General features: G+C 39.9%; 20 protein-coding genes. 14 read left to right on the top strand and 6 right to left on the bottom strand.

From position 1 onward, the window contains the following. Positions 1 to 90: 90 nt before the first annotated feature. From CH365_RS03375 to CH365_RS03365, 3 genes are all read left to right on the top strand, one after another. Entirely contained in the window at positions 91 to 795 is a 705-nt protein-coding gene (locus CH365_RS03375; protein WP_208861153.1) for a fatty acid desaturase CarF family protein, read from the top strand. 78 nt (positions 796 to 873) lie between these two features. Beyond that, positions 874 to 1,938, top strand: coding sequence for an alpha/beta hydrolase (locus CH365_RS03370; RefSeq protein ID WP_100767465.1), 1,065 nt, complete (start codon positions 874 to 876; stop codon positions 1,936 to 1,938). Positions 1,939 to 1,952: 14 nt separating this feature from the next. Then, entirely contained in the window at positions 1,953 to 2,879 is a 927-nt protein-coding gene (locus tag CH365_RS03365) for an alpha/beta hydrolase (protein ID WP_100767466.1), read from the top strand. A 122-nt stretch (positions 2,880 to 3,001) separates the two neighbouring features. Here CH365_RS03365 and CH365_RS03360 read toward each other — a convergent pair whose 3' ends face one another. Genes CH365_RS03360 through CH365_RS03350 form a run of 3 tightly spaced genes read right to left on the bottom strand, consistent with a single transcriptional unit; the run spans position 3,002 to position 5,785 of the window. Further along, entirely contained in the window at positions 3,002 to 4,165 is a 1,164-nt protein-coding gene (locus CH365_RS03360) for a M48 family metallopeptidase (RefSeq protein WP_100767197.1), read from the bottom strand. Between the two features lie 21 nt (positions 4,166 to 4,186). Continuing rightward, positions 4,187 to 5,143 carry a YjgN family protein gene (locus tag CH365_RS03355; RefSeq protein WP_100767196.1) on the bottom strand — a complete coding sequence of 319 codons (957 nt, stop codon included), beginning with the start codon at positions 5,141 to 5,143 and terminating at the stop codon, positions 4,187 to 4,189. 30 nt (positions 5,144 to 5,173) lie between these two features. Beyond that, the gene (locus CH365_RS03350) at positions 5,174 to 5,785 is read right to left on the bottom strand and encodes a uracil-DNA glycosylase (RefSeq protein WP_100767464.1); all 612 of its coding nucleotides are present in this window, start codon (positions 5,783 to 5,785) and stop codon (positions 5,174 to 5,176) included. A gap of 93 nt (positions 5,786 to 5,878) precedes the next feature. On the opposite strand from CH365_RS03350, the gene CH365_RS03345 reads away from it, so the two are divergent. The 7 genes from CH365_RS03345 (at position 5,879) to CH365_RS03320 (ending at position 10,550) form a co-directional block, all read left to right on the top strand. Further along, a complete protein-coding gene (locus tag CH365_RS03345) occupies positions 5,879 to 6,817 on the top strand; it encodes a cation diffusion facilitator family transporter (protein WP_100767195.1) in 939 nt (312 codons plus the stop codon). 86 nt (positions 6,818 to 6,903) lie between these two features. After that, a complete protein-coding gene (locus CH365_RS19945) occupies positions 6,904 to 7,053 on the top strand; it encodes a hypothetical protein (protein ID WP_008594055.1) in 150 nt (49 codons plus the stop codon). A gap of 113 nt (positions 7,054 to 7,166) precedes the next feature. Further along, positions 7,167 to 7,544 carry a 6-carboxytetrahydropterin synthase QueD gene (gene queD, locus CH365_RS03340; RefSeq protein ID WP_100767194.1) on the top strand — a complete coding sequence of 126 codons (378 nt, stop codon included), beginning with the start codon at positions 7,167 to 7,169 and terminating at the stop codon, positions 7,542 to 7,544. Positions 7,545 to 7,547: 3 nt separating this feature from the next. Then, the gene (queC, locus tag CH365_RS03335; RefSeq protein WP_100767193.1) at positions 7,548 to 8,255 is read left to right on the top strand and encodes a 7-cyano-7-deazaguanine synthase QueC; all 708 of its coding nucleotides are present in this window, start codon (positions 7,548 to 7,550) and stop codon (positions 8,253 to 8,255) included. A gap of 65 nt (positions 8,256 to 8,320) precedes the next feature. Next, the gene (locus CH365_RS03330) at positions 8,321 to 8,602 is read left to right on the top strand and encodes an NAD(P) transhydrogenase subunit alpha part 2 (protein ID WP_100767192.1); all 282 of its coding nucleotides are present in this window, start codon (positions 8,321 to 8,323) and stop codon (positions 8,600 to 8,602) included. A 7-nt stretch (positions 8,603 to 8,609) separates the two neighbouring features. Then, positions 8,610 to 10,019, top strand: a complete 1,410-nt coding sequence (locus CH365_RS03325) for an NAD(P)(+) transhydrogenase (Re/Si-specific) subunit beta (protein ID WP_100767191.1) — start codon at positions 8,610 to 8,612, stop codon at positions 10,017 to 10,019. Between the two features lie 105 nt (positions 10,020 to 10,124). Then, positions 10,125 to 10,550 (top strand): YbaN family protein, encoded by a 426-nt coding sequence (locus CH365_RS03320; RefSeq protein WP_100767190.1) that lies wholly within the window; start codon positions 10,125 to 10,127, stop codon positions 10,548 to 10,550. Here CH365_RS03320 and CH365_RS03315 read toward each other — a convergent pair whose 3' ends face one another. From CH365_RS03315 to CH365_RS03305, 3 genes are all read right to left on the bottom strand, one after another. Next, positions 10,551 to 11,654 (bottom strand): tetratricopeptide repeat protein, encoded by a 1,104-nt coding sequence (locus CH365_RS03315; RefSeq protein WP_100767189.1) that lies wholly within the window; start codon positions 11,652 to 11,654, stop codon positions 10,551 to 10,553. Beyond that, positions 11,651 to 12,055, bottom strand: coding sequence for an LIC10301 family lipoprotein (locus tag CH365_RS03310; RefSeq protein ID WP_244282976.1), 405 nt, complete (start codon positions 12,053 to 12,055; stop codon positions 11,651 to 11,653). The genes CH365_RS03315 and CH365_RS03310 overlap by 4 nt, the downstream gene beginning before the upstream one ends. Before the next feature lie 99 nt (positions 12,056 to 12,154). Continuing rightward, positions 12,155 to 12,445 (bottom strand): STAS domain-containing protein, encoded by a 291-nt coding sequence (locus tag CH365_RS03305; protein ID WP_165782568.1) that lies wholly within the window; start codon positions 12,443 to 12,445, stop codon positions 12,155 to 12,157. A 109-nt stretch (positions 12,446 to 12,554) separates the two neighbouring features. Between CH365_RS03305 and flgB the strand changes: the two genes are divergently transcribed. The 4 genes from flgB to CH365_RS03285 are packed head-to-tail and all read left to right on the top strand — an operon-like array spanning position 12,555 to position 15,007. Further along, positions 12,555 to 12,986: a flagellar basal body rod protein FlgB gene (gene flgB / locus CH365_RS03300; protein WP_100767186.1), complete on the top strand. Its 432-nt coding sequence runs from the start codon at positions 12,555 to 12,557 to the stop codon at positions 12,984 to 12,986. Positions 12,987 to 13,023: 37 nt separating this feature from the next. Then, entirely contained in the window at positions 13,024 to 13,485 is a 462-nt protein-coding gene (flgC, locus tag CH365_RS03295; RefSeq protein WP_100767185.1) for a flagellar basal body rod protein FlgC, read from the top strand. 12 nt (positions 13,486 to 13,497) lie between these two features. After that, positions 13,498 to 13,878, top strand: a complete 381-nt coding sequence (gene fliE, locus CH365_RS03290; protein WP_100767184.1) for a flagellar hook-basal body complex protein FliE — start codon at positions 13,498 to 13,500, stop codon at positions 13,876 to 13,878. A 55-nt stretch (positions 13,879 to 13,933) separates the two neighbouring features. Further along, positions 13,934 to 15,007 carry a helix-turn-helix domain-containing protein gene (locus CH365_RS03285; protein WP_100767183.1) on the top strand — a complete coding sequence of 358 codons (1,074 nt, stop codon included), beginning with the start codon at positions 13,934 to 13,936 and terminating at the stop codon, positions 15,005 to 15,007. Positions 15,008 to 15,031 lie beyond the last annotated feature (24 nt).

Below are 15,031 nucleotides of genomic sequence, written 5' to 3'. Positions count from 1 at the left end.
TATCGTTTTCGAAAGGGTCTTTTTTTACCGTAATCAAGGATCAGGTAAAAAAATTTTTGCAAACCGAGAGCTATAGTATAAATAAGAACCATGAACTTCCTGAAAATTTTGTTCCCTTCTCCTTTTAAGATCCATAGACTCGTGGAAGTTCTAAGTATACTTTTGTTCCTAGTTTTTTCCGGGCTATGTTTGTATGAGTTTGGAATATTATCGTTGTCGGTTCTGCAGGATTCTCCATGGATTTTCTTATTCGAACTTGTAGCTCTCTTATTCTCAGCTTATATTACCGCTGATTTTCTTTCAGGCATTGTTCATTTTTTAGGAGATAGTTTCGGGAACGAATTTACTCCTTATATAGGTCCTGCTTTTATTTTTCCATTTCGTGATCATCATGTGGATCCTAAAGGAATCACCCGACATGATTTCATAGAGACTAACGGAAACAATTGTCTAATCTCTCTTCCTATTCTCCTGTACTGTTTTTTTGCTCCTTTAGAGAGCGGAAAATTCCCTTGGGCGAGAACATTTTGGATTCTAGTTCTCGTCGGGATCTTTTTTACGAACCAAATCCACAAATGGGCCCATCAAGATGAGCCTAACAAGTTCATTCGATATATGCAAAAAAAGCGTTGGATACTTTCACCGGAGCATCATAAAATACATCATACGGCTCCATACGATACGTATTTTTGTATTACCACAGGTTGGTGGAATCCGCTACTTCATAAGATCGGATTTTTTCCGGGTGTGAAGAAGTCGGTAAACTCCTTTCTAAGTCTTCTCCGTATCGGATAATACGAACATCGTTCTTTACTTTGCTTTGCCTTTTGAATTTTCCTTGATTCCATTTCGGCAAAGAAGATGATCGCGGGTATGCTTCGTTTTCTTTTCGCATTCTTCGTATGCGTACCGCTAATCGTTTCTTGTTCCGCGAATATCGCGCTAAAGGGAGAGATCCTGCATCCTAAAACCTCCGACGGTTGGGATCTGACTCTAGAACATTTTCCTCCTTTGCAGGGTACTTCTCAAAAAAAATATCCTGTGATACTTTGTCACGGATTCATAGCGAATCGTATCTATCTTAAGATCAACGAAAAGTCGTCTATTGTAGCTCATCTTCAAAAAGAAGGTTATGATGTTTGGCTTTTGGAGTTGAGAGGAAAACAAGAAGCTGGGTCTCCTTCTTTATTCTGGGGAGATAAAACTTTTGATTATTCTATCGATGATTATATAAAACAAGATGCGGATGCAGCGATCCAATACGTTCTCAAAACAACCGGCAAGGATAAGGTGAACTGGATCGGCCATAGTATGGGAGGAATGCTCCAATACGCGAGACTCGGAAGTTTAGGAGAGAACAGAGTAGCGAATTTTGTGGCGATAGGTTCTCCTGCGATCATGGATCCTCCATCTGATGCTTTAAAATTATGGTCTAGTTTTACTTGGCTCATGAATCTTTGGCCTGCCGTTCCGACGGAAACCTGGTCGGGTGTCAGAGGAGGAACGGGACTCCCTATTTTTCCCAAAAGAAGTTTCGAAGAAGTTTTTTGGCACGCGCCGAATATAGATCCTAAAATTGTATCTGGTGTCTTTACGGATTCCATAGCTACGGTTTCCAAGAGAGAAGCAAGGCAGATGGATAAGATCGTAGAAACAGGACAATTCCGTTCCGAAGACGGCAAACTGATCTATTCACAAAGTTTTGGGAATATCAAAATCCCAGTATTACTCGTCGCAGGTAGAAGGGACAAATTGGGATTCGCATACTCTCTCAGATATGTTTACGACCAGTTAGGATCTGCTGATAAAACTTTATTCGTACTTTCTAAAGGGAAAGGTTTTTCGGAAGACTATGGTCATACCGACCTAGTTGTAGGAAAGAAGGCAGATGACGAAGTATTCCCGACGATCATCCATTGGTTGAACAAAAGAAATTAATTCCGGATCATAAAATGAAATTCAAAAATAAAATCATATTCTTCTTATTTTCCATTTTTCTGTTTTTTTCCTGCACTCGATATGCGGTAATCACGGAAGAAACTTTTAAAAATCAAACTGCAAATATAGCGTCTAATGTATATCTCACCAATTTTTTAAAACATAGCTCGGATTATCCGCCAGTTCTACTTTTGGATCCTATCCTTGTGAATAAAAAGTCTTTATATCTCGGAGATTATAACGGGCTTATCGGAGTTTTAAGCGGAAATGGATTCTCCGTATTCCTTTTGCATTTCGAAGTATATCCCGGATTAGATTTGAAAGAGGTGGGAGAAAAATTGATCCCGCAAGCAGTCTCTCAAGTCCAAGGCCTAAGTAATCGTAAGGATTATATTTTAGGAGGGGTCTCAGTAGGAGGCCAGGCAATTCTTCATTATATCCGATCCAAAAAAGATCCTGCGATCTCCAAAGTTTTCTTTTTAGGAACAGGAATGGATTATAAGTACAACGATAGTTTCATTGATGATATGAAAAAAGAGAAACGATTCGGTACAGACCTTTCCAATTCCTGCAAGAATAAGGATAGTTTCTGCTCTAGATTTATTTCCTTGGACGAAGACAACCCTACCACTTTATATCTTTACCAAACATTGTGGAACTATCTTCCTTCACTGGAAGAAAATCCGAAAGTTTGGGCCGACTTCGAGTTAATGGATTTTCCGACTCTATTTGTAGCAGGCAAGTTAGACAATATCGCAACTTCCGAATCGATCCATCCGGTCTATCGCAGAAAAAGAGGATTTACTCAGTTCCTTGAAGTAGGGCGCGACAATGGAGGAAAGATAGACTACGATCATCTTTCCTTATTCGCACACGAATCCGCTCCTTCCGATATCTATCAGAAAATAGCGGATTGGTTAGCTAAGAAGAAGGGAGAGTAAATCTCGCAGCGACTATAGCGCACTTAACAAGTGGACGATATCTCTGATATAAAATAATACCCTGGGAAAGCGATGTAGGAATTCCTACATCGCGTGAACCGATTTCTTGCGCGTTGTAATTTTCACAATCCTAAAGGATTTTTAAATTCTTTTCTAGGTTTCACAGGAGAACAAAGTTTTTGAATACGGTTCCATTCTTTATTCGAAATTCCTAATTTTCCTTTAGGATATTCGGGATGAGAAATTATATTTTTCACATATTCAATTCTATCTTCTGTAGCAGGGTGAGAACTTAAAAAGTCCGGGATCTTTACCGTATCCTTCTCTCCTTCCCCTTCTTCAGGAACTTCGTATTCTTCTTGGATCCTTTTAAAAAAGTTTAGGAATCCTTCTCCTGTTAAATTCGATTTTTTTAATTTCTCCAACGCGACTTCGTCTGCTTCTGACTCATATTCTCTGGAGAATTTTTGGTCGTATATGGTGACACTCAAGACTTCGTAAAGAGAATCCATGTTTTCCAACATATCCACCCCTTCGAATCCTGAACCAATCCCCAAAGATAATAATACTACATTTCCTGCGGAACGGATCTGTCTCCGAACCCCATGTCTTTTATGAATATGGGCCATCTCATGAGCTAGCACCCCGGCTAGCTCTTCAGGAGTTTCCGTCTTTTTCAGTAGTTCAGTAAAAACGACGATTGTGCCGCCCGGCATTGCAAAAGCGTTAAATACCTCGTCATCGATTACAATAATATCGTAATCAAATGGATCGTCTACATCCTTCAGCTTTTTGCTGATCTTCTTCATAGTTGATTTTAAACTGGGAGAAGAACATTCGGGAAAATAATCTCGAACCCATTCAGACATTACTTCGGATTGTTTTTTATCGTAACTAGTCGGGACAAAAAAATATGCATAAGAAAGCCCCGCATTATAAACGGAAAAAGCCAAGAATGTAGTCAGCGCCAAGGCTCCGATCTTAATTGCGAAGTTCGTATTCTGCCAAATATCTAAAAGTGGAAATTTTTTTTGAGACTTTCTGCCAGCAAGGATAGAACTATAACTTTCCTTCGAATAAAATACGATCACAAAACTATAGGCAGGATTTTCCGGATTCCTGATTTCTAATCTAAATTCCCTACCAACGGGATCCAAGTTTAGAATATCAGAATATTGAAAACTAAAGGATTTCTGTTCCGAAAGAAATACTAGTCTGTCTTGTTCCGGAACCAGATCCCCTTGAAAAGGGATCGCGGTTTTTCCATCGTATAGTTTATCTTTCATTCGTATTGTCTCAGATCAAAATTAATCGAATATGTCGGCCAAGGCTTCCAAAGAACTTTCAAAACCTTCTGCCAATGCGGAGGCTCCCTTATCATATTCAGGCTGGATCTGGCTAAGATCAGGTTCGACTTCTAAGGAAATCGCTTCGTAAAATAATTTATACCAAATTACCGCGATCCATGGAAATGCCAAACCTAGAGTAAAGAGGATCGAAACATAAGAAATAATGGTATAAACCAATACATCTTCTCCCTTTAAATTGGATTTAAATCTGATCCCATTTACAGTGGTTCGATTCCAATAATAATTATAAACATTTGCCTGCCACCAAGAAGCATAAAAACCGAGCGTAGGTAAAAGAAGAAGGAAACCTTTTAAGTGGATCCAGAACAAAGATCCTCCTGTCCCATCAAACTTAAATCCTGCGTTTCCATAATAGGTATTTTCTATCTGGAATCTTTTCAGGCGAATCGTAAACCAAGGAGAATAAAATCCGAAAGTGAGGATCGTAAGAGGAATTCCAACAAGGAAAATTTTGACAAGTTCCAAAACTCTTCCGGCAAAATGAAATCTTATATTATTATAAGATGTCCTACTTAAATGAAATCTTAATCTTCCGACAAAGATAAACGGCCCAAGCAAATATAAGAGAAGAAAAGCAGGAATCAAATTTGAGAAAGTTTCAAACTCTGGAGAAAAGACCCACCATTGTAGAGGAAATTTGATCGCACAGAATAGAATAATCGCAATGGGAGCTGCTTTTAAAAATCCTAAAAACCTTTCTAGACCGGTAGCATGGAAATCGAATCTCTGCCCTAAGAAAGCAGTATGTTGCCTTAAATATCTTTCTACTCTTACTCTTGCCCAAAAAGAATAAATACCTAAGGTACTGATCGTAGCCAAAGCATTAAAAAGATATAATTTAAGTAACTCCCATCCGTCTCCGTCAAACTTGGCTCGAGTCGTTGAATTTTCCATTCCATTCTCCTGAAATATTCTCTCTCATTACTATCCCGGACGTTTCCAATCCAGTCTGTCCAGGACCTTTTTTATATCTTCCCAAACATCTCTTTTTAAAGGGCTATTTTCTCCGCCGTTGCGGATTACGTAGCTAGGATGATAAGTAGGCATAACAGGGATTCCGTGAAAGTCTCCCCAATTTCCCCTAAGTTTGGTAATTCCTTCTTTTGTTCTTAAAATAAATCTAGTAGATGGATTCCCTAAAGTTATGATCACCTTTGGCTGTATGATAGAAATTTGTCTGAGTAAAAAAGGAGAACATGCAATTACTTCGTCGTCCTCGGGAGGTCTATCTTTTTCGAATTTTAGATCCACAGTTGGCCTACATTTAGTGATGTTCGCAATGTAAACGCTGTCTCTTGGAACACCCATCCCTCTTTCTATAATTCTAGTTAATAATTCTCCTGCCTTTCCAACGAAAGGTCTGCCTGTCAGGTCCTCTTGTTTGCCTGGGCCTTCTCCGATGAACATGACTTCTGCATTCGGATTCCCTTCTCCGAAAACAGTTTGGGTCCGAGTCGAACTCAATTTACATCGAACGCAAGGAGCCACCTCTTTTGCGATGATCTCCAATTCTTGTTCTTTCGAAGTTTCACTCATACCTGCTCTTATCGATAAAGAGAACCCGTTATCCTGCAACCAATTTCTAAAAAAGTGACTGGAAGATTTTAAACCATTCTTTATTTTAGATCCATGCACGGGCATCATCATTCTCACGATGATCATCATGGACACTCTCATTCCCATTCGGGTGATCCTCATTCGGCTTCTATGCCTGAAAATTCCCGTGCATTCTTATTCGCGTTTCTTTTGAATTTCGGATTTGCCGGAATCGAATTTGTTGGTGGATATTTTTTTAATAGTTTGGCCATTCTTTCCGATTCTCTCCATGATCTGGGAGATAGTGGTTTTTTAGCTCTTGCATGGATCTTCCAAAAAATCGCAGCAAAGCCAAGAACTCAGACTTTCACATTCGGCTACAGAAGACTCAGCCTTTCTGCTGCATTAGTAAATTCTTTTGTTCTATTTTTAGGATCTTTCGGTATCTTATTTTTTGCAGTTTCTAAGTTGAAAGAGCCCGGATCTCCAAATGGTTGGGGAATGTTAGGACTTTCCATATTAGGAGTGATCGTAAACGGAGCGGCGTTATTCAAATTAAAGAATAGTTCCGGCCTGAATGCAAAGACCGCATTCCTTCATCTTTTAGAAGATGTACTCGGATGGGTCGCAGTATTTTTCGGTAGTATCGCTTTGATCATATTTGGTTGGTCTTGGGTGGATCCGGTCTTATCGATTGCAATCTCTCTTTGGGTCGGGATCCAATCCTTCCGCAATTTAAGAAAAATTTTATTACTACATCTGCAATCTTCTCCCGAAGGGATCGATACAAAAGAATTAGAAAATCGTATCCTGAAATTAAAAGGAGTTCGCTCCGTTCATGATCTTCATCTTTGGTCCATGGATGGTGATTATCATGTTCTCACACTTCATGTGGGAGTTCAGGAAACTTCTATCGCGCAGGCCCAGAAGTTAAAAGAGAAGATCCGTAATATCACCAAAGAATTCCATATTCCTCATGCAACTGTGGAAGTTGAACCCGCAGGCGCAGAATGTCCTTACCAAGAATGCTGATGTGACATAATTGAACAATATAAGTGGGTACAACTTGTAACCAGTCTATACTTGACACCCAGGAAACGACCCGGATTTTGGTTGGTATGAACCAAAAAACAGCTAAACTTCTCAAAAAATACGCGGAAGCAAAAGGTATTAACGAGAAACAGATCAAACGTGAGTGGCTGGTATTAAACGAATTTCAGAAGGACCAAAAAAAGCAGGAAATCCTGAAAGAATTGGTTAAAAAGTAATCCACTACTGCCTTCTTAAGACCGACTTTGCAAGTCGGTCCATGTATTTTCCGGATCGGTATTTCGAAACCGGACTTTCATTTTTCAGAATCAACCGTTCGTCCAACATCTAAATGGAAGAAATAGAACTTACCAAAGAATTTCGTTTCGATGCCGCTCATTTCCTACCGAATGTTCCGGAAGGTCATAAGTGCAGAAGAATGCACGGGCATAGCTTTCGATTCAAATTACATCTGAAAGGTAAGGTGGACGAAAAAACAGGTTGGTTGATGGACTTTGCAGAAGTCAGCAAGGTCGTAAAACCTTTGCTCGAAAACTATCTAGATCATTATCTTCTAAACGAAATAGAAGGTCTAGAAAATCCAACCAGCGAGAATATCAGTATCTGGTTATGGAAAAGACTGAAACCGGGGCTTCCTCTTTTATACAAAATCACATTAAACGAAACCTGCACTAGTGCATGCGTTTATAACGGACCTTCTGAGAAATAAAAGATGAGTTCTTCTTCCAAGTCGAACGGCGTTCGAACGAAATCTCACTCTAAAAATCCGAAAGCAATCGTTCTTTTCTCAGGTGGATTGGATTCCACCACTTGTTTGTACCAAGCAATCCAAGATGGTTATTCTCCTATCGCTCTTTCCTTCGATTATAATCAAAAACACAAACAAGAACTGAAATCCGCAAAGAAGATCACAAAACTTTTAGATATACCTCATCTGATCCAAAAATTGAATCCTGAATTTTTCCAAGGATCTTCTCTTACGGAAAAGAAGATCAAGGTTCCGAAAAATTCTCTGGGGCATTCGGATATCCCGAACACTTATGTTCCCGGAAGAAATATTTTGTTTTTATCTTTCGGAGTTTCTCTGGCAGAAGGTATCGGAGCCCAAAGACTCTATATTGGTGTGAATGCTTTGGATTATTCAGGTTATCCGGATTGTAGACCAGAATTTATCAAAGCATATTCAGAAACGATCCGTCTAGGGACCAAGATGGGATCGGAAGGTCATCCTCTTGAGATCTGCACACCTTTGCAGTTCTTAGATAAAAAAGAGATCGTGCTATTAGGCTCTAAATTAGGTGTTCCATTCTCCATGACTCATTCTTGCTATGATCCCGTCGGAGGCAAACCCTGCGGAAAATGCGACTCCTGCTTGCTTCGAAAAAAGGGTTTTCAGGAAGCAGGCGTCCCGGAAAAGTGAACGAACAGATTTTAAGGCATCGGTTTTGAGGAATTTTCTCCCGCCGCCGTCCATAGGAAGCTAATATGGAACAGTTCGTAAGCTACCTGACGATATTTTTAATCGCAGTGTTCGTAGGAATCGAGGTCATCAACCGTATTCCTCCTCTTTTACATACCCCTCTTATGTCAGGCTCTAATGCCATTTCGGGGATCACAGTCATCGGAGCAATTCTGACTCTTCATACTACAAATCATTGGATTATTCAAGTATTAGGATTCCTCGCAATTGTTGCGGCAACCATCAACGTGATTGGAGGGTTCGTAGTAACTCACCGCATGTTGGGAATGTTCAAGAAAAAGGATTAAACCATAAATGGAAAAAGCGTATATCAACCTCATTTATCTTGTTTCAAGTATCCTTTTTATCATTGGATTAAAGTTACTTTCTCATCCTAAAACCGCAGTCAGAGGAAATTTCACCGGAGCACTCGGTATGTTCCTAGCTGTTGTAGGTGTATTCTTCGAGTACGGAACCATTACCCAAAATGATATCATCATTATCGGTGCTGGACTCCTAGTCGGAACTGCAATCGGAACATTTATCGCTCTTAAAGTAGAAATGACTGGGATGCCTCAGTTAGTGGCACTTCTAAACGGACTCGGAGGACTTGCTTCCTTCTTAGTTGGTGGAAACTCACTTATGGAGATCCTACAACCTGGTCATGATACGAAACAACTTGCAGATCTTCAGTTTACAATCTCCACTGCGGCAACCGGTATCATCGGAGCTGTAACTCTTACAGGAAGTTTGATCGCTTTCGGAAAACTGCAAGGTTTGATCTCTGAAAAAGCGGTTCGTTACTTCGGAGACCAGATCGTAAAAGTTCTATTTTTGATCGGTGCACTTTACTTAGGTTATTTGAACGTAATCGAGCCCACTAAGATTGAGTGGTACTGGTACATCGTACTCGTGGCATCTATCCTCGGAGTTTTATTAGTAATTCCGATCGGAGGAGCGGATATGCCGGTGGTAATCGCTCTTCTTAACTCTTATTCAGGATTGGCAGCTTCTGCAACTGGATTCGTTTTAGGAAACAATGTACTTATCATCTCAGGATCTCTTGTAGGGGCTTCCGGTATCCTTCTCACTCAGATCATGTGTAAGGCGATGAACCGTTCTCTTCCGAACGTTCTTTTCGGAGGACTTGGAGCAGCTACTTCTTCTGCGGATACTGGGGACATTTACACCGGAAAAACAAAAGCAACTTCTGCAGAAGAAGTGGCAATGTTACTCGATATGGCGCAAAGAGTTGTTATCGTTCCTGGTTACGGAATGGCAGTTGCTCAAGCTCAACACGCAGTTCGCGAACTTTATAACCAATTGACCGATAAGGGAATCGAAGTTGAATTTGCGATCCATCCAGTTGCAGGAAGGATGCCAGGTCACATGAACGTTCTATTAGCAGAAGCTGATATTCCTTACGACAAAATGAAGGAGATGGACGAGATCAATCCTACCTTCAACACTGTAGATGTAGTAATTATCAACGGTGCAAACGACGTTGTAAACCCTCTGGCAAAAACAGATCCAGGTTCTCCTATCGCCGGAATGCCGATCCTAGATGTGGACAAAGCAAAAACCATTATCGTGATCAAACGTTCCTTGAGCCCAGGATTTGCAGGAGTTCCTAACCCGCTCTTCATCCAAGAAAATTGCTTAATGTATTTCCAAGATGGTAAAAAAGCCACCCAAGAAATCGTGACTGCACTCAAGGATACCTAAGAAGAATTTTCCGAAAACCAACGGAAATGATTCTTGCAAAAGGGAGGCTTTAAGCCTCCCTTTTTTATTATAGTAAGTCCCAGAACTTAGGCAAGAGGCAACCCATTGGCAGAACAAAAGGATTATAGCCACGAAGTAAAACTTCATAAATATGGATTCGTTCGTTATTTATTAATCATAATAGGTACAATATCCCTAATTCTGGGAATTATCGGGATATTTACGCCTGTTCTACCGACTACTCCATTCTTACTTCTAACAGCTGCTTGTTATGCAAGAGCTTCTCAAAAGTTCTATAACTGGCTGATGAATAATAGATATTTCGGAAGTTTTATCCGTGATTGGAGAATACATAAAGCGATTCCCCTAAAAGCAAAGATCATCTCCGTTTCCACAATCGTGATCACTATGACTATCAGTGCAATATTTGCTCCAATCATTTACGTAAGGATAGGAATGGCTGTGATTGGTATATGCGTAATCTATTATATTCTTCACTTTCCTACTAAAAAGGAAGAAGTAGCGGAATAATCAGTTATTATACGGAGAACGAGAAGGAAGCATATGATATACTTTCGGATCGTTCTCTCTTAGAAGTTCCGCGGTATCCAATGCCTCTTGGATCTTTAATTTTTTTTCGGGCTCTTCTAACATCCAGGAAGCCACGAAAGATTCTAATCTTCTGTAATCCTTGATGAACACTAAAGACCTTAGATAATTGATCCTATCTTCTTCCGAAAAGATCTTAGAACCTGAAATGACTGAATATATATTTGCAGAAGCCCTGTAATTCGATGTGTGAAAATAAGCATGGGCCAAAAATCTTTTTTCGTTAAAAGGAAGATCCGGGAATTGGTTATAAAGTTTGATCGCCTTACGGAAATTTTTATCTATATCCATCGCAAGCCTTGCGTAAATATAAGCGAATTCCCTGTGAACAAAACCTTCTTTTGCAAATTCCTTACACTGGGCCAGAGCATCCGCTTTGTTTCCCAAAAGAAAATTCACTTTTAATAATATTAGTTTTAGATTCCTATAATTCGGTTTGAGTTCTATTCCCTTCTCCGCTTCCGCTTTTGCTTTTAGATATTGACCTGTTTCAAAATACGCCAAAGCCATATTCAATCTGTAAAATGGATTATAATTTGCAAGTTCTACCGCTTTTTGGAAATAGGAGACGGAGGATTCCCATTTACTTCTTCTTACAAAGATCATTCCAAGGAGATAATAGGATGGGTCATGACTTGGGTTGATCTCCACCGCTTTCAAAAGTGCTTTTTTGGATTGGGGATATCTTCCTATTACGTACAAGTAGGCGCCGTTCAGATAATGATATTCCAAACAGTCAGGATCCAATTTTTTCAAACGTTCTATATTCGCTTGGGCACGAGCCAGAGCATTAGATCTTAATAGATTAATAGTCTCCGTATTCAAAGCCAAGATTTGGTATTTTCTTCTAGAAACTTCGCTTTGATCGGTTGGTTGAGGAGGAAGAGGCAACTCCCCTTCCGGAGAAGGGGCAATTATGGATTGGTTTTCGTCGGAAGGTTCGGTTTCTTTAGATCCTAGGCCTACCCCGAATAGGAGTATTGAGCCTAGGAGTAGAACAAAAATATTCTTCCGAAAAAAGATCATTCGGGAGCAGGGCCTAACTTTTTATAAATTTCAGTATTGTTTAGATCCGGATTGAATAGTTCCAGAGTTTCTTTATTCGCTTTTTTCACGATATAACGAATATCGAATCCTAGATTCAAAAACCTAAATATAAGCTCAGGCTCTCTGGACTTGGTTTCTTTTTCGTAAAACTCGTATTCTATCCTGCGTTGATTTTCAGGATCTTCCGGATTTTGGTAGATCGCAAGTCCAGGTCTATAGATAGAAAGTTTTGCAGCCTTGCCTGGCTCTGAATTTTTGCACTGTCCGTCTGCAGCACAAACGGAAGTTCTTTCCCAGATACCTAAGATTCTCTCCTGTAGAGGAGGTTGACAGCCTATGAGCATGGATAAGGCCGCGAGGGAAAAAAGAATTTTTTTCATGGAAGCCAAGCTACACCAAGTAGTAAAGATGTCCAGGGAATTCCCGAGACTCTGGGACCTAGAAGAACTTGCAAGTTTGCCAGAGGCTTGAGCTGAGACTTAGATTCGTTGGAAGTATTCGTCGATCTTGAGTACTTCGAAAGTTTTCATTAAATCGGGATGTATCTCTCTTATATCGATCTCGATCCCTTCTAACTTGGCATTTTTGCAGAACCAAACCAAGGAACTGATAGAAATGGAATTCATCACGGGAATTTTGCCAAGATCCAAAACGATTTTAATCGGTTTTTTGGCAATCGCGTCCATCAACTGGTTTCGAAATGCGTAATAGTCGTTAAAAAGGGCAGTTAGCTCCGGCTTGATCTCGATAATCTCCGAATTTTCACCCATTTTTGATTTGAGTCCTTTTTTGGCCTTTTCTGAGAAATTTTCGGCCAGTTTTCTTTTTTTATCTTTGGGAATTTTGAAATTCAACCGAAATTTTATACGGGAGAGCTTTATGTTCCAAAAAACACATTTCATGAAGACTCAGGACTTACTAGAGAAGGGAATGAACGCCGCCTCTATGAAAAGAAAAGTCCTCGCTGATAATATCGCAAATGCGGATGTTCCCCATTTCAAAAGAAGCGAAGTACTTTTCGAATCCATGATCAAAAGAGCCCTGGAATCGGAAAAGATAGAAGCTTCTAAAGCGATTCCTACCAGGATCGAAGACGAACGTCATATTTCCTTTTTTACTCCATTAGATTATAAATCCGTAAAGCCTAAGGCAAACATAGATTATCTGACCACAGTCAGAGCCGATGGAAATAACGTGGATCCCGAGAAAGAAGTAATGGAAGCTTCTAATTCTCAAATGCAATACATGATGATGGTCGAAAGACTGAACGCGAACTTCCGAGATTTGAAGAACGTAATGAGGTTGGCTTAATCTCAATAGAGACATAGCTAAGATTTAGAGGAAGAAGATGGGACTATTTAGCGCAGTTAATATCTCCGCCACCGGACTTTCGGCACAAAGACTTCGGATGGACGTAATCGGGAACAATATCGCGAACGCAACCACTACCAGAAATACAAATGGAGATGGTCCATTCCGCAGGGACAGAGTGATCCTAACTCCTGTAAATCTTAGAACCAAATGGAAAAGTCCCGTTTATCCTTTTGGTCTTTCTCCTGGAGAAGGTAAAGGTGTGAAAGTAATGAAAATCGAGAAGGATATGAGTCCTTTAAGATTAACTTATGATCCTACTCACCCGGACGCGATCCAGATCGGACCTAAAAAAGGCTATGTAGAAATGCCGAACGTAAATATAGTCACCGAAATGACGGACATGATCTCAGCTTCCAGATCCTACGAAGCAAACGTCCAGATGATCACAGGCTCTAAAGCAATGTTCAATAAAGCCTTAGAGATCGGAAGAGCTTAATAGGAGAGAAGAATGAACGTAGATTTTAATTCCAAACTTTGGTACACCTATAACTCTGGGTATTCCGATTCTCGTTATCCTCTTTCTCCTAAAGGAGACAAGGTTTCCGTAAAAATAGAAGACCAACGTCATTACGGAGATGTGAAAGAGCCAGTTGCTCCGGACTATGTTGCTGAAAGTTTTTCGGAAGCGATGAGAAACGCATTCAAATCCGTAAACGAGCTACAAGTAGAAGCGGACGAACTCACTCAAAAAATGGTATATGATCCGAACAGTGTGGACGCTCACGAAGTAATGGTTGCTTCCGAAAAAGCAAGAGTGGCGCTTACATTTACTAAAACTTTAGCTGATGGTGTTGTAAGAGCTTACAGAGATCTTACCTCCATGAGATAATTTTTCTTATTCGAATTTCGATTCGACTAATCTATTCCTAAAATACAATAAGACCATGTCTGAATTATTCGGATGGTTTTCGGATGGGATGATCCTCTTCGGGGGATTTCTTTCGTTTTTGCTGGCAATCGGAGAATTCCCTTCCGACAGAAAACATAGATTCCAGGTTTTACTTTCTCTTACCCTAGTCTCTTTAGGATTTATGCAGCTTTCCGGTTCTTTGGTCCTAAATCCGAATGCAGGTCAGGATCTAAATCTAAAACTTTGGAACCTTCCTCTTTTATATCTTCCTCCTGCTTTTGCTTTTTTAGCGCTTCTATCATTTTTGGAAGAAGATTTCAGATATAAGTCGGTACATCTACTCTTCTTCCTTCCATTCTTACTTTGTTTAGGGACAGTTGGGTTTTTCAGAATGGTAGAATATACAGGGCCTTCTTCCGAGATCCATTGGAATATCCAAGATCCGATTTCTGGAACGGGAATTTTGTATTTAGGAGCAGGGATTTTTTCTCTTGGTTTTGTTTTTCCTATCTTTAAGATACTTCCTCAAATTTCGGAACTTAAGTTTAAGATCTTATTCGGAATATTTGCATTAGATTGTTTAATCGTTTCACTTTTTGGAATAGTCGGACTGACCTTCCATCCCATCTTTCTAAAACTTGCGCTGATAACTGTAACTCTTGCAGTCTCACTTGTATATTATATCCGTAGGAAATATTTCGATTTTCCGGAAACCGTTAAATCCGATCTAGCTAAAGTTAAGTATTCTAGGACAAGATTAGAAGGTTTAGAAGTCGAAACCATATTAGAAAAGCTGAACTTTCTATTCGAATCCGAAAAAATCCATCGAAGAGAGGATCTATCCCTGGCGGAACTCGCAAAAGAATTGTCCCTGACCACCCACCAATTTTCGGAACTGATCAATAATAAGATCGGAAAAGGATATTTTTCTCTGATCAACCACCATCGGATAGAAGATGCCAAACAACTTTTGTCTGAAACTGATAAGACTGTTTTAGAGATCGCAATGACAGTTGGTTTTAATAACCGTTCTTCTTTTAATGAAGCTTTTTTGAAACTTACTCAAAAAACTCCGATCTCTTATCGAAAAATGTGTAAGCCTTTATAACGCCGGACGACTGTCTTCCGGAAA

Origin of the sequence: Leptospira neocaledonica (assembly GCF_002812205.1) — a bacterium.
Taxonomy (GTDB): Bacteria; Spirochaetota; Leptospiria; order Leptospirales; family Leptospiraceae; genus Leptospira_B; species Leptospira_B neocaledonica.
Note: the sequence above shows the minus strand (reverse complement) of the source record. Positions and strands in the feature narration are given on the sequence as shown.